13 protein-coding genes are annotated in these 17,493 nt (G+C 69.7%); 8 read left to right on the top strand and 5 right to left on the bottom strand.

Annotation, left to right across the window (positions count from 1 at the left end; translation table 11 throughout):
• Both ABD154_RS10840 and ABD154_RS10835 read left to right on the top strand, forming a co-directional pair.
• On the top strand, positions 1-1,172 hold a 1,172-nt coding region (locus ABD154_RS10840; protein ID WP_344251269.1), incomplete at its 5' end, for a CpaE/TadZ family protein.
• Positions 1,173-1,226: 54 nt separating this feature from the next.
• Entirely contained in the window at positions 1,227-1,685 is a 459-nt protein-coding gene (locus tag ABD154_RS10835; protein ID WP_344251268.1) for a DUF6912 family protein, read from the top strand.
• A gap of 12 nt (positions 1,686-1,697) precedes the next feature.
• Here the strand turns inward: ABD154_RS10835 and ABD154_RS10830 are convergent, their stop codons facing one another.
• Complete coding sequence (locus ABD154_RS10830; protein WP_198498410.1) at positions 1,698-2,162, bottom strand: DUF2505 domain-containing protein; 465 nt, start codon at positions 2,160-2,162, stop codon at positions 1,698-1,700.
• Between the two features lie 143 nt (positions 2,163-2,305).
• Here ABD154_RS10830 and ABD154_RS10825 point away from each other — a divergent pair, with 143 nt between their 5' ends.
• Together ABD154_RS10825 and ABD154_RS10820 are read left to right on the top strand one after the other, a co-directional pair.
• Entirely contained in the window at positions 2,306-7,189 is a 4,884-nt protein-coding gene (locus tag ABD154_RS10825) for an NAD-glutamate dehydrogenase (protein ID WP_344251267.1), read from the top strand.
• Between the two features lie 103 nt (positions 7,190-7,292).
• On the top strand, positions 7,293-8,807 hold the full coding sequence (locus ABD154_RS10820) for a sensor histidine kinase (RefSeq protein WP_198498412.1): 1,515 nt from the start codon (positions 7,293-7,295) through the stop codon (positions 8,805-8,807).
• 665 nt (positions 8,808-9,472) lie between these two features.
• On the opposite strand, the gene ABD154_RS10815 is transcribed toward ABD154_RS10820, so the two are convergent.
• Positions 9,473-9,721 carry a WhiB family transcriptional regulator gene (locus ABD154_RS10815; RefSeq protein ID WP_009374875.1) on the bottom strand — a complete coding sequence of 83 codons (249 nt, stop codon included), beginning with the start codon at positions 9,719-9,721 and terminating at the stop codon, positions 9,473-9,475.
• A 415-nt stretch (positions 9,722-10,136) separates the two neighbouring features.
• Here ABD154_RS10815 and ABD154_RS10810 point away from each other — a divergent pair, with 415 nt between their 5' ends.
• The 4 genes from ABD154_RS10810 to ABD154_RS10795 all read left to right on the top strand — a co-directional run bounded on the left by ABD154_RS10810 (position 10,137) and on the right by ABD154_RS10795 (position 13,975).
• Positions 10,137-10,715: a gamma carbonic anhydrase family protein gene (locus ABD154_RS10810; RefSeq protein ID WP_344251265.1), complete on the top strand. Its 579-nt coding sequence runs from the start codon at positions 10,137-10,139 to the stop codon at positions 10,713-10,715.
• Between the two features lie 81 nt (positions 10,716-10,796).
• A complete protein-coding gene (locus tag ABD154_RS10805) occupies positions 10,797-12,230 on the top strand; it encodes an NAD(P)H-quinone dehydrogenase (RefSeq protein ID WP_198498414.1) in 1,434 nt (477 codons plus the stop codon).
• Positions 12,231-12,350: 120 nt separating this feature from the next.
• Positions 12,351-12,692, top strand: a complete 342-nt coding sequence (locus ABD154_RS10800; protein WP_137824726.1) for a YciI family protein — start codon at positions 12,351-12,353, stop codon at positions 12,690-12,692.
• An 8-nt stretch (positions 12,693-12,700) separates the two neighbouring features.
• Positions 12,701-13,975 carry an RNA polymerase sigma factor gene (locus ABD154_RS10795; protein WP_344251263.1) on the top strand — a complete coding sequence of 425 codons (1,275 nt, stop codon included), beginning with the start codon at positions 12,701-12,703 and terminating at the stop codon, positions 13,973-13,975.
• A gap of 27 nt (positions 13,976-14,002) precedes the next feature.
• On the opposite strand, the gene ABD154_RS10790 is transcribed toward ABD154_RS10795, so the two are convergent.
• From ABD154_RS10790 to ABD154_RS10780, 3 genes are all read right to left on the bottom strand, one after another.
• Complete coding sequence (locus ABD154_RS10790) at positions 14,003-15,811, bottom strand: acetyl/propionyl/methylcrotonyl-CoA carboxylase subunit alpha (protein WP_344251262.1); 1,809 nt, start codon at positions 15,809-15,811, stop codon at positions 14,003-14,005.
• Positions 15,812-15,935: 124 nt separating this feature from the next.
• Positions 15,936-16,613 (bottom strand): Maf family protein, encoded by a 678-nt coding sequence (locus ABD154_RS10785; protein ID WP_344251261.1) that lies wholly within the window; start codon positions 16,611-16,613, stop codon positions 15,936-15,938.
• A partial coding sequence (locus ABD154_RS10780; RefSeq protein ID WP_344251260.1) for an SGNH/GDSL hydrolase family protein occupies positions 16,610-17,493 on the bottom strand: 884 nt, incomplete at its 5' end. The genes ABD154_RS10780 and ABD154_RS10785, both read right to left, overlap by 4 nt.

Below are 17,493 nucleotides of genomic sequence, written 5' to 3'. Positions count from 1 at the left end.
ACGTCGTCGCCCGTCCCGCCGACGACGTCGAACTCCTCGCCCTGTGCCGGACCGGCAGCGCCGACATAGCGATCGTCGGAGAGTACTTCCCCGGCCTCGACGCCGACGTCATCGCGGCCGTGCTCGCCACCGGGACGAAGGTGCTCGGCGTCGGGGCCGATGAGGCCGCCCTGGCGCGCCTCGGCATCACGACGGCGGTGCCCGCCACCGCCGATGCCCTCCGGGTCGCCCGCGCCCTCGACGACGTCACCCGCAGCGCCGTCGTGCCGCCCCGCCCGACCTCCCCGCCGGGACGCACCGCACCGGCCGGGCGGATCATCACGGTGTGGGGGACCGGATCGTCTCCGGGGCGCACGCTCACCGCCGTCAACTTAGGCGATCAGTCCTCCCGTCTCGGACACCGCACCGTCGTCGTCGATGCCGACACGGTGGGGGCGATGGTCGCCACGACGCTCGGGCTGACGGAGGAGTCCTCGCACCTGGCGAGCCTGTGCCGGCTCGAGGCGGAGAAGTCCCCGCCCACCGACATCAGCGGGGTGCCGCACGCGGCGATCCGCGACGACTTCCACGTCATCACCGGACTGACCCGGCCCGAACGGTGGCCGGAGGTGCGGGGAGCCGTGCTCCGCTCGGCGCTGCGCGACCTCGCGGGACTCTACGATCTCGTCGTCGTCGACGTCTCCGACCGCCTCGACCCCGACGACGACTTCGCCGATCCGTTCTACGACCGGCACTGTGCGACCCGGGCGGCCCTCGACGCGGCCGACGATGTCCTCGTGCTCGCGACCGGCGATCCCATCGGTCTGCAGAAGCTCGTGCGGCTCCTCGGCACCGAACGCTGCGAGCAGATGCGCGACACCCTGCGGATCGGGATCACGAAGGTGAGGGCCTCGGCGGTCGGGCACCCGGCGGAGACGCGGATCAGGGAGGCGCTCGGCCGCTTCGCCGGACGCGAACCCGACTTCGTCTTCAGCGACGACCGGGCGACCGTCGACGCGGCACTGCTGTCGGGGCGCACCGTGGCAGAGGTCAGCCCGAAGTCGGCGCTGAGCCGGCAGTTCGCCGAGGTCGCCGCCGGGCTCCTGCCCACGCGCCGGCGGATCCGGCACCGGTCCGGCAGTGCCCGGGGCGGGAGCGGTCGCGGCGTCGCGGCCCGGCTCCGGTCGCTCTGAGCCCCGTTGGTCGACTGCGGGTGCGATGGGAGCACTTCACCCTAGGATGGAGGCATGGCTGTTCGCTGCTACATCCCGACCACTCTCGCCGCCCTCGCCGCCGGACTGCAGACCGCGACCGCGGTCGCCCCGGACGCCGCTGCCGCCCAACTCCGCGGTGAGGACCTCGACGAGGCCGAGTTCACGGCCATGAGCATCGCCGCGGCCCTCGCCGCCGACGAGGCGCTGGGCTCCGGCGCGGAGTCGGCGTCCCCGCGGGCCGTCGTCGCCTACGATGCGCCGGCGGCGAGCGGCCGGGAGCCGCTCGCGCCGGGATTCGACGCGCTCACCCTCGCCCGAGTCGACGAGGACCGCATCGTCAGCGTCCACCTCGACGAGGCCGCCGAATGGGACGCGGCGCTCGAGCTGGCCATGGCACAGGGCATCGAGGCGGCCGGCGACCGCCTCGGCGATTCCGATCTCCTCTGGTACGACCGGACCGAGCTGGGCGACCTGCTGCGCGATCGCACCTGAGCGGACTCCGGCTCAGACGGCGGCGAGCCGGTCGAGTCGCTCGCGCAGCTGGGTCTCGAGGATGGGCACGAGCGCCTGCTCGATCATCGACCCGAACATCGGCACCGAGGAGCTGATCTCGGAGCGCACCGTGGCCGCCGTTCCGCTGCCCTCGGAGACGAGGGTGAGGAGGGAATCGATCTCGACGGGCACCCCGGCGGCGTGCGCGGTCATCCGGACCTCGGCGCGATCGCCGATGACGTCCCCGGGAACCATGTAGACCTCGACGAGCTCGGCACCCGAGGGCAGGCGCGAGGCCAGGGTCGCCGGCAGCTCACTGGCCGGCACAGCGGTGCGCACGGTCACCTCGGTGTCGGGATCGACCCGCTGAGTCGTCGCCGCAGAGCCGAGCTTCTCCCACGTCGCGGCATCGGCGAGCAGGGCGAGGAAATCGGTGAGTCCGATCGCATAGTCATGGCTGAGTGTCAGTGTTCTCATGCCCTCAGTCTGCCAGCCGATCGACGCCGTGCCGCGGCAGGCTGACCGGCGTGCCTTTCTCGCCGATTGAGCATAGTGTGGGGGATGGCGGTTCGGAGTCGAGCCGACAACATTATTTGTGCGCTGATCGTAGAGGTGTAAAGGTGTCTCAGGTCTCATATTCGGACATTGCTGGAGAGTGGAGGAAGCAGAAGGGGCAGGGCGCTCCGGAGAATTTCATCGAAGCGTACTATCCCCGATTCGAACCGGGCACCGCCGAGGCGGGCGCCGAAGGTCTCGCCGCAGCGGCGGCCACCCACTACGCTCTCGGCCTCGAGTATGACGGCACCGCTCCGGTTCTGCGCATCTACAACCCCTCGGTCGACTCCCCGGAGTACCTCGACAACCACACCGTCATCGCGATGGTCCTGCCCGACATGCCTCACCTCGTGTCCTCGATCGTCTCCGATCTCGCGACGAGCGGGCGGGCCATCCGCCTCGTCCACCATCCCATCCTCGCCGTCGAGGGGCACGGCTCCGACCTCACCGTCCTCTCTCCCGCCGAAGCGCCCGCCGTGTCCGCCGACACCGCGGGCATTCCTGTGGTCACCGAGGCCGCGGAGCCGACCGGTGACGCCCCCGACCAGCAGTCGTGGATCCGCATCGAGGTCGACCGGGTGCCGCCGGAGGACCACGACGCGCTCGAGAAGCAGCTGCGCAGCGTCCTCGACTACGTCGCGGCCGCCGCGCGCGATGCCGACGCGATGTCGGCGAAGGCCAAGGAGATCGCCGGTGAGCTCCAGGCGCGTCCGCCCCGCCCCGAGCTCGCCTCCGAGGCGGAAGCCGCCGCCGAGCTGCTGACCTGGCTCGACGGTCATTTCACGTTCCTCGGCTACCGCGAGTACGACTACTCCCACGACGCCGAGTCGAGCAGCCTCGAACCGATCGAGCACACCTCGCTGGGCATCTCCGCGCTGCGCCCGCTCGCGAAGTCGCCGCTGTCGAACGCCGTGGCCGCGAAGGCGGCCGAACCCCACGTGCTCGTCCTCACGAAGGCGAACTCCCGGTCCCGGGTCATCCGAGGCTCGTTCATGGACTACATCGGGGTGAAGACCTTCGACGAGAACGGCGAGATCGTCGGCGAGCGACGCTTCGTCGGCGTCTTCAAGCCCGAGTTCTACAACGACAGCGTGCTGAGCATCCCGGTGATCAACCGCAAGGTGCGCAAGATCCTCGCCTCGAGCGGATTCCCCGCCGGATCCCACTCGGCCAACGAGCTCCTCGGCATCCTCGAGACGTATCCGCGCGATGACCTCATGCACGATGACACGCAGTCGATCTTCGACGTCGTCATGCAGATCGTCGACATGCAGGAGCGCCGCCAGTCGCGGGTGTTCGTCCGCGAGGACCCCTACCAGCGCTACGTCTCCGTCATCCTCTACCTGCCCCGCGACCTCTACGACACCGCGGCCCGCCAGCGCGTCCAGGATGTGCTGCGCGAGTTCTACAACGCCGAGAGCGTCGACTTCGACGTCCTCCTCACCGAGTCCGCGCTGGCCCGCATCCACTTCGTCGCCCGGGTCGCCCGCGACGCGGAGCTGCCGGAGATCGATCCGGCGGTCGTCGAGAAGCGCATCGTCGCCGCCGTGCGCTCGTGGAACGAGGACGTCCACGCCTTCCTCGCCCCGACCGAGCGCGGCGACAGCGGACGCGCCATCGAACGCGCCGACCTGTGGTCGAAGGCGTTCCCTCCCGGCTACGGCGAGTACCACACGCCCGCCGACGCCGTCGCCGATGTCGAGCGCTTCGAAGCGCTGAGCACCGGTGAGGGATCGGCCGTGCGCCTCTACACCCCGGAGGACGCCGACGATGCGCCGACCAGGCTCGCCCTCTACCGCGACGGTCGGGTCGGCCTCTCCGAAGTGCTGCCCTACCTCACCGCTTTCGGCGCCACCGTGCTCGACGAGCGTCCCTACGAACTCGATCTCGCCGACGGCTCGCACCGCTACATCTACGACTTCGGCGTCCGCTTCGACGAAGACCTCGACGAGGCGGCCAGTGAGCGCATCGCCGAGGCGTTCATCGCCGGCTGGGACGGCCGCAAGGAGGCAGGCGTCTTCGACCGCCTCGTCGTCTCCGGTCTCGACTGGCGGCAGGTGACGATCATCCGGGCGCTCGGGAAGTACCTGCGCCAGGCCGGGTTCACCTACTCCGACGCCTACGTCGGGGAGGTCTACAGCGACAACCCGGAGATCTCCCGCCTCCTCGTCGACTACTTCTTCGCGAAGTTCGACCCCGCGGCCGACGACGCCGGACGCGAGGCCGCCACCGCGGCGATCGACGAGCGGATCGAGACCGCCCTCGGCGACGTCGCCAGCCTCGACGCCGACCGCGTGCTGCGCTCCTCGCTCGAACTGCTGCGCGCGACCCTGCGGACGAACTACTTCATCAACCCCGACGGCGAACTGCCGACGGCACTGGCCCTGAAGATCCGCCCCACCGAGCTCAGCTTCGTGCCCAAGCCCCGACCGGCGCTCGAGATGTGGGTGTACTCCCCGCAGGTCGAGGGCGTCCACCTGCGCTTCGGCACCGTCGCCCGCGGCGGCCTGCGCTGGTCGGATCGCCGTGACGACTTCCGCACCGAGGTCCTCGGCCTCGTCAAGGCGCAGATGGTCAAGAACGCGCTCATCGTGCCCACCGGCGCCAAGGGCGGATTCTTCCCCAAGCAGCTGCCGCCGATGAGCGACAGGGATGCGTGGATGGCTGCCGGTCAGGCCGCCTACGAGGTCTTCATCGAAAGCCTCCTCGAGGTCGCCGACAACCTCGTCTACGCCGAGGACGGCAGCCAGAAGGTCGTCCACCCCGACCGCGTCGTCCGCCACGACGGCGATGACTACTACCTCGTCGTCGCCGCCGACAAGGGCACCGCGCGCTTCTCCGACGTCGCGAACGCGATCTCCGAGCGCCGCGGATTCTGGCTCGGTGACGCCTTCGCCTCCGGCGGCTCGGTCGGCTACGACCACAAGAAGATGGCGATCACCTCCCGCGGTGCCTGGAAGTCCGTCGAACGCCACTTCCGCGAGCTCGGCCTCAACACTGCCGAAGAGGACTTCACCGTCGTCGGCATCGGCGACATGAGCGGCGACGTCTTCGGCAACGGCATGCTCCGCAGCGAGCACATCCGCCTCGTCGCCGCCTTCGACCACCGCGACATCTTCCTCGACCCCAACCCGGATGCGGCGACGAGCTTCACCGAGCGGCAGCGCCTCTTCGACCTGCCGCGCTCGTCGTGGCAGGACTACGACCGGGACCTCATCTCGCAGGGCGGGGGCGTCTTCCCGCGGTCGGCGAAGTCGATCGACCTCAGCCCGGAGGCCGCCGCGGCCCTCGGCGTCGATCCCGGCCGCCGCAGTCCCGCCGAGCTGATGTCGGAGATCCTCGCCGCTCCCGTCGACCTCCTCTACAACGGCGGCATCGGCACATACATCAAGTCCTCCGGGGAGAGCCACGCCGACGTCGGGGACAAGGCCAACGATGCGATCCGGATCGACGGCGACGACGTCAGGGCACGGGTCATCGGCGAGGGCGGCAACCTCGGCGTCACCCAGCTGGGACGCGTCGAAGCGGCACTGAGCGGGGTCGCGATCAACACCGACGCCGTCGACAACTCCGCCGGCGTCGACAGCTCCGACCACGAAGTCAACATCAAGCTCCTCCTGCGCACCCTGCTGCACAAGGGGGCGTTCGCCGCCGAGGATCGGGAGAAGGTGCTGCTCTCCTTCACCGACGACGTCGCCGACCGGGTGCTCGCGAACAACTACGCGCAGAACGTCGTCCTCGGCGAGGCGCGCTCGCAGACCGAAGCGATGTCGGGCACCTACGGACGGATGCTCGCCTACCTCGAGAAGCACGCCGACCTCGACCGCCACGTCGAGTTCCTGCCGAACGCCGAGGAACTGGCCAAGCGCGAGTTCAGCTCGTACGTCTCCCCGGAGCTCGCGGTGCTCCTCGCCTACGCGAAGATGCACGCCGTCGACGAGATCCTCGACAGCGTCGTGCCCGATGAGCCGTGGATGAAGCGGGAGCTCGCCGGTTACTTCCCGGACGCCCTGCGCGAACAGTACGGCGACTACATCGCCGAGCACCCGCTGCACCGGGAGATCGCCACTGCGAAGCTCGTCAACCGGATGGTCGACCGCGGTGGGCTCACCTACGTCTACCGGATGCTCGAGGAGACCCCGGCCTCGGTGCCGCAGATCGCCCGCGTCTTCGTCGTCGTCTCCGAGATCTTCGGCCTCGATGACTTCTTCGACGCGGTCACCGCACTTGACAACAAGGTGCCCACGGAGGTCCAGGTCAAGCTCCAGCACGACTACGTGCGCCTGCTCGACCGGTCCTCGCGCTGGCTCGTCCAGCAGGCCCCGGACACCCTCGACGTCGATTCGGGCATCGAGCTCTACGGGAAGGTCGTCGCCGCTCTGCGCGAGCGCGTGCCCGCCCTCGTCGACGGCTTCGACGCCGAGGCGATGGCCGCCAAGGCGCAGGAGTACATCGACGACGGGGTCCCCGAGGAGCTCGCATGGCGGGCGGCGGCGCTGCTCGACGAGTTCGCCCTCCTCGACATCACCCAGCTCGCGGCGCGCACCAACGAATCCGCCGAGGACGTCGCCGAGGTCTACTACGCCGTCAACGACAAGTTCTCCGGGTCGCAGGTGCTCGCCCTCATCGGCGACCTCGACCGGTCCGATCGCTGGTCGGCACTGGCCCGCGGCTCCCTGCGCGATGACTTCTACTCCGCGATCCTCTCGGTCGCCGGTTCCGTCATCGCCGCCACGGATTCGCCGATCTCCGGGACTCCGGACGAGCGCGCCAAGCAGCGGCTGACCGAATGGCTCGAGCGCAACGAGACGGTCGCCGCGCGGGTGCTCGAGACGATCGAGACGGTCATCGCCCTCGACACCGTCACACAGGCTCCGCTGTCGGTGCTGCTGCGCATGATGCGCGGTGTCGTGCGGTCCTCGGCCTGGGAGTCCGAGCACAGCGCCTGATCCGCACCGCCTGGCCGAGCGACATCGGTGATAGCGTCGATCTCAGCGGGCTCGAAGACGACCTTCGGGCCCGCTGAAGACTCCCCACCCGGAAGAGGGACCCGTGCTCAACGAACAACTGGCAGCCGAAGGCATCACCGATGAGACGGATGCCGAATACCTTCACCTCCTCGTCGGGGACTGGCAGCTCATCGCCGATCTCTCGTTCGCCGACCTCGTCCTCTGGGTGCCGTCGGCGAGCGGGGCGTTCACGGTCGTCGCGCACGCGAGGCCGACGACGGGGGCGACGCTGTTCAATCGGGACCTCCTCGGCGCGCGGGCGACCGGGCTCGAACGCGAGCTCCTCGAGGCGGCGGTGGAGACCCGGACCATCGTCACCGAGGTGGCCCCGGCCAAGGACCTCGGCGTCAACGCGGGCACCGAGGAGACCGAGGTGAGCGCCGAGGCGGTGCCGCTCGTCCGCCGTGGTGAGACGCTCGCCGTCATGGTCAGGTACTCCGAGGAGATGCGCCGGCGCGGGACCTCGCGGCTCGAGAAGCACTACCGGGACGCGGCGAAGGCGCTGCTGACGATGATCGCCCAGGGCGCGTTCCCCGATCGGGAGGCGCCGAGCGGAGTGCGCCACGGCGAGCCGCGGGTCGGTGACGGCATCTTCGTCCTCGACCGTGACTCCCGGGTGCAGTACGCCTCCCCGAACGCCGTGTCGCTGATGAATCGCCTCGGTCACGGCGGGGAGATCGAAGGCTCCTATCTCTCCGAGGTGGTGTCGAGCCTGAGCACCGAGCTGCGGCAGGTCGATGAGACCCTGCCGCTCGTGCTCACCGGACGCGCGCCGTGGCGGACCGAACTCGAGGTGGGCCGCACGAGTGTCTCCCTGCGCGCGATTCCGCTCACCGACGACGGTGAGCGTACCGGGGCGATCGTGCTGGCCAGGGACGTCTCGGAGATCCGGCGGCGCAAGCGGGAGCTGCTCTCGCGCGACGCGATGATCAAGGAGATGCACCACCGGGTGAAGAACAATCTCCAGACGGTGTCCGCTCTGCTGCGCCTGCAGACGCGCCGCATCGACAATCCCGCGGCGAAGGCGGCGCTGTCGGAGGCGATGCGGCGGGTGTCGATCATCGCCGTCGTCCACGATGTGCTCAGTCAGGGAGTCGAGTCCGAGGTCGACTTCGACGAGGTCGTCGACAAGGGCCTGCGGCTGACTCCGGAGCTGACGAGTCCGCTCGTCCAGATCTCCCTGCAGCGCCAGGGCAGCTTCGGAACGATCTCGTCTGCCGACGCGACGTCCCTGGCGCTGGCGATCACCGAGCTCATCACGAACGCGATCGAGCACGGCTTCCCGCTCGAGGAGCAGGAGGGGCTGGCGCCGGGGGAGACGCTCACCGGTCATGTGTGGGTCGTGCCCGATCGCGACGGCGACCACCTCCACGTCACGATCGCCGACGACGGCGTGGGGCTGGGCGACCAGCAAAGCCCGGGCAACGGCCTGGGCACGCAGATCGTGCGCACCCTCGTCTCGGCGGATCTCGCCGGGTCGATCCAGTGGCGGGAGCGTGAGGGCGGGGGCACCGAGGCGATCCTCGACGTCCCGCTCCGCCCCGACTCCTACGACTGACGGTCCGCCTCGGTGCCCCGCGCCGGCGGCTGCTGGGTGCGCATCCCTACGCGGAGCGCCATACCCTACGCGTGCACGGGGTGGTTATCGGGCTCCGCGGAGGAGATGCGAAGCTGCGGGTTGTGCGTGCGACCCAGGGTTGCGAAAGCGGACCAGGGTTGTGTGTGCGGACCAGGGTTGTGTGTGCGGACCAGGGTTGTGTGTGCGGACCAGGGTGTGCGTGCGGCTGCCGGTTGTGTGTGCAGCTGCGGGGGTGAGATGCGCGCCGAGGTGGTGCGACTGAGTGTCTGCGCCCGACGGATTGCGCACCACTACGCGGAGCGCCATATCCTACGCGTGCACGGGGTGGTTATCGCGCTGCGCGGAGGAGATGCGAAGCTGCGGGTTGTGTGTGCGGACCAGGGTTGCGCGTGCGGACCAGAGTTGTGCGTGCGGCTGCCGGTTGTGCGTGCGGCCCAGGGTTGTGCGTGCGGCTGCGGGGGTGAGATGCGCGCCGAGGTGGTGCGACGGGTGCGGGCACGACAAAGTCCCCAGCTCGGATCGCGAAGATCGTGGTTCGAGCAGGGGACTCTGGCGAGGTTCGGACTGTGGAACTGCGCTGCGAGTGCGATGGAGCGAGAGCGCCGGCGGGACTGCGGTATCGGTGGTGCAGAACGCAGCCGAGGTCAGCCGGCGCGGCGGGCGCGGGCGGCGCGACGCTTGAGGGCGCGGCGCTCGTCTTCGCTGAGGCCGCCCCAGACACCGGCGTCCTGTCCGGATTCGAGTGCCCACTGGAGGCAGGTCTCCGCCACTTCGCAGCGACGGCACACAGTCTTGGCCTCTTCGATCTGAAGCAATGCCGGACCCGTGTTTCCGATGGGGAAGAACAGTTCGGGGTCCTCATTGAGGCATGCAGCGCGATGACGCCAATCCATGGTGGCCTTTCGACGGTGATAAGTGAAAGCGGTGTGCGCGCACGACAGCAGCGGCGCGCAACTCTCACAGTCAAGGTTCACATAACCGCAAAAGGCACACAAGAGTCTGGCAGTGTGAAGTTTCTGACAAATATTCTGTCCATTTTCCTGCTAAGGCGTGCTCGTTGCAAATCCGTCCAAAACGCGTCTCACTCTGCAGAAGCACGGTGTCGCCAGGATGAACGGAGAGGGGAGGGACCGTGAAGTGGCACGTCCCCGCGGAAGGACATCCCGCGGCAGGCGGAGAGCACCACCACGAGGTGGGCGGAGACTATCACTGCGAGGAGAACTGCACGTGAGACGCCTGCCGCAGGAACCACCGCCGTGGGTAGACTGACAGGCACCCGAACCAGCACCGAGAGCCGATGGAGGACTCATGACGGATTCGCAGGCACGCATCATCTCTGTCGGCGGGCACACCCCGCGGATCGATCCCGAGGCCTTCGTCGCCGCCGGTGCCACCCTCGTCGGGGACGTGCGCGTCGAACGCGGCGCCGGCATCTTCTACGGCTGTGTGCTCCGGGCGGAGAAGGCCCCGATCACCATCGGCGAGGACTCGAACGTCCAGGACAACACCGTCATGCACACCGACGAGGGCAAACCCGTCGTCGTCGGCCGCCGGGTCTCGATCGGCCACCAGGCCCTCGTCCACGGGGCCACCGTCGACGACGATGTGCTCATCGGCATGCATGCGACGGTCCTCAACGACGCGCACATCGGCTCCGAGTCGCTCATCGCCGCCGGCACGGTCGTCCTCGAAGGCACCGACATCCCGCCGCGCTCCCTCGTCGCAGGCGTGCCGGGCAAGGTGCGACGCGAGATGACCGACGACGGCGTCGAGAAGGTCAGAGCCAATGCGCAGGCCTATGTCTCCCTCTCCGCGCTCCACCGCGACACCGCCGAGGTGGTCGACCCTGCGGACACCGCCGAGGTGGTCGACCCCGCCGGTTCCTGACCGGCGCCGCCCGCCTGACGACGCACTTTCCGCCCCGAGAGTTCATTCGCTCCCGGGGTGGCGATTTGAGAGGATTGAGCCGTGAACGAAGAATTTGAATCCGCAGCAGATCGTGTCGTCGTCATCGGCGGTGGACCGGGAGGCTACGAAGCCGCTCTCGCCGCCGCACAGCTGGGCGCCGACGTCATGCTCATCGAGCGCCACCGCACCGGCGGGGCCGCCGTCGTCACCGACGTCGTGCCCTCGAAGTCGCTCATCGCGACGGCGGAGATGATGGACGAGATCACCCGCTCGTCGAGTCTCGGCATCAGGATCACCGGCAAGGACGAGACGACCGAGGAGCACCCGGACCACGACCGGGTGACTGCGGACCTCAAAGCGGTCAACGACCGCATCCTCTCGCTCGCCACCGCCCAGTCCGACGACATCTACGACGGTCTCATCCGCGCCGGGGTGAAGATCATCAAGGGCAGCGCGAAGCTCGTCGACCGCGATCGGGTCGAGGTCGTCGAGGAGAGCGGCACCGAATACACCCTGCGGGCCTCGACGATCCTGCTCGCCGTCGGCGCCCACCCGCGCGAGCTCGACACCGCCAAGCCCGACGGCGAGCGGATCCTGTCCTGGACCCAGCTCTACGAACTCGAGGAGCTGCCCGAGCACCTCATCGTCGTCGGGTCGGGTGTCACCGGTGCCGAGTTCGCCTCGGCGTACCGCGCCCTCGGCGCCAACGTCACCCTCGTGTCCTCCCGGGAGAAGGTCCTGCCCGGCCAGGACGAGGACGCCGCCGACGTCCTCGAGTTCGTCTTCCGCAACAAGGGCATGAATGTGCTCTCCCGCTCCCGCGCCCAGTCGGTCGAGCGGACCGACGACGGCGTCGAGGTCACCCTCGCCGACGGCCGCCGCGTCCAGGGATCGCACTGCCTCATGGCCGTCGGATCGATCCCCAACACCGCCGACCTCGGGCTCGATGCCGCCGGCGTCAAGGTCAACGACTCCGGGCACATCGTCGTCGACGGCGTCTCCCGGACCAACCGCCCCGGCATCTACGCCGCCGGTGACTGCACCGGCGTCCTGCCCCTCGCCTCGGTGGCGGCGATGCAGGGGCGCATCGCGATGTCCCACGCCCTCGGCGACGCCGTCCAGCCGCTCAAGCTGCGCAACGTCGCCTCGAACGTCTTCACCGCCCCGGAGATCGCAACCGTCGGCTTCACCCAGCAGAACTACCGCGAGAACCCCACCGACATCGACACCGTCATGCTTCCGCTCGACACCAACCCGCGGGCGAAGATGCTCGGCATCGAGGACGGCTTCGTCAAGATCTTCGCGCGCCGCGGTTCGGGCTCCATCCTCGGCGGAGTCGTCGTCGGGCCCCGCGCCAGCGAGCTCATCCTCCCCATCACGATGGCCGTGGAGAACCGCCTCACCGTCGATCAGCTCTCGGCGTCGTTCGTCGTCTACCCCTCGCTCAGCGGATCGCTGACCGAGGCGTCGCGGCGCCTCCACCGGCACCTCTAGAAATCTTTTCGCCTCCCGGTGTCGATATCCTGACCCCTGGGACGTCACAGTGGTGTCGGACGATCCCGTCCGGCGCCACCGGGTGCGCGAGGCGCATCCGCAAGCGAAGGGAAGTCAGAGATGAAATACGCACTGCTGCTCATGGGCAGGACCGCCGACGCCGACTGCGGTGAGGACGGCGGACCCGACCCGAGCGAGTTCATGCGCTTCGACGAGGAGATCAGCGCCGCCGGCATCGTCGTCGGCGGCTTCGCCCTCGAAGGCCCCGAGCACGGGGTGAGAGTGAGCGAAGCGGAGGGGCAGGCGCTGGTCACCTCGGGGCCGTTCGCCGAATCGAGCGAATTCGTCGGCGGCAGCTACGTCATCGAGGTGCCGACGATCGACGATGCGATCGGCTGGGCGAAGCGCAGTCCCGGCGCGAGGTTCGGGCACATCGAGATCCGGCCGCTCGCCGACTACTGAGTCCGGCCATGGCCACCGAGTCCGCGGCAGCCGCCCGGGCCCTCACAGCGATCGGCGAGGAGGACCACGGGCGCCTGCTCGCGGCGCTGGCCCGGACCTTCCACGACCTCGATCTCGCCGAGGAGGCCCTGGCCGACGCGATCCTCCGCGCGGTCGAGACCTGGCCGGACAGGGGAGTCCCCGCCAGCCCCCAGGCGTGGCTGATGACGACGGCGAAGAACCGCGCGATCGACCTCATCCGCGCCGATGCCCGCAGAGCCCGCCACCTCGCACGGCTGCGGATCGAGGACGAGCGGCGTCCCGGCGATCATGAGGACCACGCCGACCGCCTCGGCGAGGACATCGATTCCGCCCGCATCCCCGATGACCGGCTCGGTCTCTTCTTCACCTGCGCGCATCCGACCCTGAAAGAGCCCGAGCGGATCGCCCTCATCCTCCGCTTCCTCGCCGGACTGAGCACCGCCGAGGTGGCTGCCGCGTTCCTCGTCGACACGACGACGATGCAGCAGCGGATCGTGCGGGCGAAGAAGCGGATCACGGTGACGGGGATTCCGTTCGGCACCCCCACCGCGGAGGTCCTCGGTGACCGACTGCCCGGAGTGCTGCGCGTCGTCTACCTCATCTTCACGCAGGGGTTCGCCGCGACAGCCGGACCGGTCCATGCGCGCACCGACCTCCAGGAGGAGGCGATCCGGTTGGCCGGCCTGCTCGTGCGGCTGCTGCCGGACCGGACGGAGGCCCGCGGGCTGCTCGCCCTGCTCCTGCTCACCCGGGCGCGGGCGGCGGCGCGGGTCGATGAGCACGGGCGCCCGATCCCGCTCGAGCACCAGGACCGGCGGCGCTGGGACTCGCGGCTCATCGCCGAGGGCCTCCGGCTGGCGCAGGCAGCGGCCGGTGAACAGGACGCGGGGGCGTACACGGTGCAGGCGGCGATCGCGGCCGTCCATGCCGAAGCGCCGACGTTCGCCGACACCGACTGGCCGCAGATCCTCGTCCTCTACCGGCTGCTCGAGAGGCTCGAGCCGACCCCGGTCGTCGCCCTCAACATCGCGGTGGTGCGGGGGAAGGTCAGAGGTCCGGCGACGGGGCTTTCCGCCCTCGATGCGCTCGGCGGGCAGGCGCAGCTGCAGCGCCATCGTCCCTATCACATCGCCCGGGCGATCACGCTGCGTGAGCTGGGACGTGAGGACGACGCCGAGGCGGCGCTGCGCTGCGCACTGGCGTGTCCGGGCAATGATGCCGAGTCCGACTACCTCACTGCCCGGATCACCGACGACGGGTGATCCGGGCAGTGAGTGAGCGCAGTGGACTCAGGCGGCGAAGCGGATGATCGGCTCTCCCGATTTCACGGCGGTGCCGGCGTCGACGAGGACCTCGGAGACCGTGCCCGAGTGGCCCGCCTTGAGCGGCTGCTCCATCTTCATCGCCTCGATGACGGCGAGCGTGTCCCCGGCCTCGACGGTGTCGCCGGCGGCCACGGCGACGGAGACGATCGTGCCCTGCATCGGGGCGTTGAGCGCGTTCGACTCGTCGGTCAGCTGCGCGCCTTTGCGGCGCAGGTTGCGCTTGCGGCGGGGCACGCTCGGGCTCGGGACGTGACCGAGGTCGGAGATGACGTCCTTGGGAACCGACACGGTCATCCGGCGGCCGTCGACCTCGACGACGACACTGAAGCTGTCAGCGGTGGTGCTCATGTGATCTCCTGTGGTCGGTGCGGCGAGCGGATTGACGAACGCGGTTTCGAGCCAGTTGGTCCACACCGCGAAGTCGCCGGCGAATGCCGGTTCCGAGGCGAGGACGCGGTGGAGGGGCAATAGAGTGGAGACCCCGTCGATGCGGTACTCGTTCAGGGCGCGACGCGAGCGCGCCAGCGCCTGGTCGCGGTCGGCGCCGGTGATGATGAGCTTGGCGAGCATCGGGTCGAAGTCGGTGCCGACGACGCTGCCCTCGCCGATGCCGGAGTCGAGGCGCACCCCGGGCCCGGCCGGCGCCCGGTAGTTCTTCACGGTGCCGGTGGCGGGGAAGAACGTCGTGGGATCCTCGGCGTTGATGCGGAACTGGATCGCGTGTCCGCGCACAGCGGGGAACGTCTCGGGGAGGCGCTCACCGGAGGCGATGCGCAGCTGCCAGCCGACGAGATCGACGCCGGTGACCTCCTCGGTGACGGTGTGCTCGACCTGGATGCGCGCGTTGGCCTCCATGAAGATGATCGTCCCGTCGGTGCCGAGGAGGAACTCGCACGTGGCGGCGCCGACGTAGCCGACGTGGGCGAGCACGCGGATCGAGGCCTCGGTGACGATGCGCTCCTGCTCCGCGGTGAGGAACGGGGCGGGAGCCTCTTCGACGATCTTCTGGTTACGGCGCTGCAGCGTGCAGTCGCGGGTCGAGAGGACGCGGACGTTGCCAAAGGAGTCGGCGAGGCACTGCGTCTCGATGTGCCGGGGGTGGACGATCTGCTTCTCGATGAGGCATTCGCCGCGCCCGAACGCCGCCAGGGCCTCGCGGGTGGCCGCGGTGTACGCCGCTTCGAGGTCGTCGTCGGTCGGGCAGGCGCGGAAGCCGCGGCCGCCGCCGCCGTGGACGGCCTTGATGACGACGGGATAGCCGATCCGCTCGGCGACCGCGGCGGCCTCGGCGAGATCGGCGACGGCGCCGTCGGAGCCCGGCGCGACGGGAGCGGAGACCGCCTCGGCGACCTCACGGGCACCGGACTTGTCGCCGAGGAGCTCGATGGCGGCCGGGGGAGGGCCGACCCACGTCAGCCCGGCATCGATGACGGCCTGTGCGAACAGCGCGTTCTCGGCGAGGTAGCCGTAGCCGGGGTGGATCGCATCGGCCCCGGAGCGCGTGGCGAGGGCGAGGATCTTGTCGATGTCGAGGTAGGTCTCCCCGGCGCCGGTGCCCTCGAGCAGCCAGGCGTCGTCGGCGAGCGACACGAACTCGGCGTCCGCGTCGGCTCGGGTGTAGACGGCGACCGCTTTGATGCCCAGGTCATGGGCCGCCCGGATGATGCGCAGGGCGATTTCACCGCGGTTGGCGATGAGGACGCGGCGCACGGGGGCCGTGGGGACGTGGGTGGACAGCGAATCGGTCGTCTCGTCGGGGAGAACTGTGGTCATGGCGCTCCTTTTGTATGATCTCAGATCAATTTAGGGATCGCCGCAAACCGTTTGTAGGCCAGCGATAAAAACCTCATGTGAAAACTTCAAAGGCGCCGGGCGTGTCCGCTCGACCGCTTCGAGTCTAGTCCCGGACGGACCAGAAATCGGGCCAGAACAGGCCCATGTCACGCGCGAGATCCCTCACAACGGGCAGGCTGAGCCCGAGCACCGTGAGATGGTCCCCGTCGAGCCGGTCGACGAAGGCACCGCCGAAGCCGTCGATCGTCAGGGCGCCGGCGACGTGGAAGGGCTCCTCCGTGGCGATGTAGGCCTCGAGCTCCTCCGGGGTGGGAGTGCCGATGAGCACCGAGGTGGCCGACCGCTGCGAGCGGAGGTCACGGAGCCGGAAGGGCTCGGCGAGGTCGGCGCGGTCGAGCAGCGCAAGCGAGTGACCGCTGTGCAGCGTCGTCCAGGCGCCGGCCATCGACGCCCAGATCTCGCGTGTGCGCTCCGGTGTGCCCGGCTTCCCGATCGCCGCGCCGTCGTGTTCGAGCAGGGAATCGCCGGCGATGACGACGCAGGTCAGGGCCTCGCGCAGCGATTCGGGCAGGTCGGCGGCAGGCATCGTCTCGAGTCGGGCGACGACCGCCCGGGCCTTCGCCGCGGAGAGCTCCGTCGTCAGGTCCCCGACGGACCCGGTGAAGGACTCCTCGATCGCGCGCTCGTCGACCTCGGAGACGATGACGGTGGGGTCGATGCCCGAGGCGGCGAGGATCTGCCGGCGCGAGGGGGACTGAGAGGCGAGGACGACCGGGATCACGGGGCCGTGGCCTCGGGTGCCGGCGGCGTGGTGTCGGCGGGTGCGGTCGCAGACGCGTCCTCATCGGCGGCGCGGCCCTGTCCTGGGATAGGGTCGGCAGGTTCTTCGCGCGTGTCGTCGGGGATGTCCTGTGACCGGTCGACGGCGATGGGGGCGGCGATGCGCTCGGCGATCGCGGCGAGCACCGTCGACGCGAGCTGGGCGTAGCCGAGGGCGCTGGGGAACCGGCCGGACTCGTTGAGCAGCGACTTCCGGGTCGTGCCCGTCAGCGATCCGGTGGCGAGCAGGGGCACCGCGCGGGCCGACAGGGCCGCCAGCCACTGCGAGCCGGCGAGCACGCGGGACGAGCGGCGCAGCGTCGTCTTGAGCGGGTCGCGCAGCCCCGGAAGCCCGCCGAGGTTGGGGCAGACGAGGACGAAGACCGTATACCGGCCCTCGCGTTGGAGCCGGTTGATCGCCTGGGTGAGCGCCGGCACGCCGATCGGCCCGTGGATGGGATGGATGACGTCCCCGGTGCCGATCGAGATGATCGCGAAGCGGCGGTCCTGGGTCCACGACTCCGCGCCCTGCCGGGCGAGTCGGGACGAGCGGAGGATCTCATCGACCTGTGCCGAGAGCTGATCCGACAGCGCCGAAGGGCGGGCGGTCGACTCCACCCGGACCGTGGTCCCGAGCAGTCTGGCGAGGCCGCGGCCGATGAGCAGGGCAGGGGTCTGGGCGGGATCGTCGATGTCGACGCCGCACAGCCACGAATCGCCGATGACGGCGAGGGAGGCCACATCTCCGTCATCGGTTCCCGGTGGAGGAACATCCTCGGCGACGGTGATGTGGCGACGGTCGGCGTCGGCGTCGAACCCCCGGCGCAGGGACGAGGCCTGGC

It is taken from the genome of Brevibacterium sanguinis (assembly GCF_039528855.1).
Lineage (GTDB): Bacteria > Actinomycetota > Actinomycetes > Actinomycetales > Brevibacteriaceae > Brevibacterium > Brevibacterium sanguinis.
The sequence above is the reverse complement of the archived record's forward strand: the minus strand, read 5'-3'. Positions and strand labels throughout refer to the sequence as shown.

What these genes read in the sequence shown, in the direction of transcription:
- ABD154_RS10835 (WP_344251268.1), top strand. Translation starts at nt 1,227, where the DNA reads ATGGCTGTTCGCTGCTACATCCCGACCACTCTCGCCGCCCTCGCCGCC.
- ABD154_RS10830 (WP_198498410.1), bottom strand. Translation starts at nt 2,162, where the DNA reads ATGAGAACACTGACACTCAGCCATGACTATGCGATCGGACTCACCGAT.
- ABD154_RS10815 (WP_009374875.1), bottom strand. Translation starts at nt 9,721, where the DNA reads ATGGATTGGCGTCATCGCGCTGCATGCCTCAATGAGGACCCCGAACTG.
- ABD154_RS10810 (WP_344251265.1), top strand. Translation starts at nt 10,137, where the DNA reads ATGACGGATTCGCAGGCACGCATCATCTCTGTCGGCGGGCACACCCCG.
- ABD154_RS10800 (WP_137824726.1), top strand. Translation starts at nt 12,351, where the DNA reads ATGAAATACGCACTGCTGCTCATGGGCAGGACCGCCGACGCCGACTGC.
- ABD154_RS10795 (WP_344251263.1), top strand. Translation starts at nt 12,701, where the DNA reads ATGGCCACCGAGTCCGCGGCAGCCGCCCGGGCCCTCACAGCGATCGGC.
- ABD154_RS10790 (WP_344251262.1), bottom strand. Translation starts at nt 15,811, where the DNA reads ATGACCACAGTTCTCCCCGACGAGACGACCGATTCGCTGTCCACCCAC.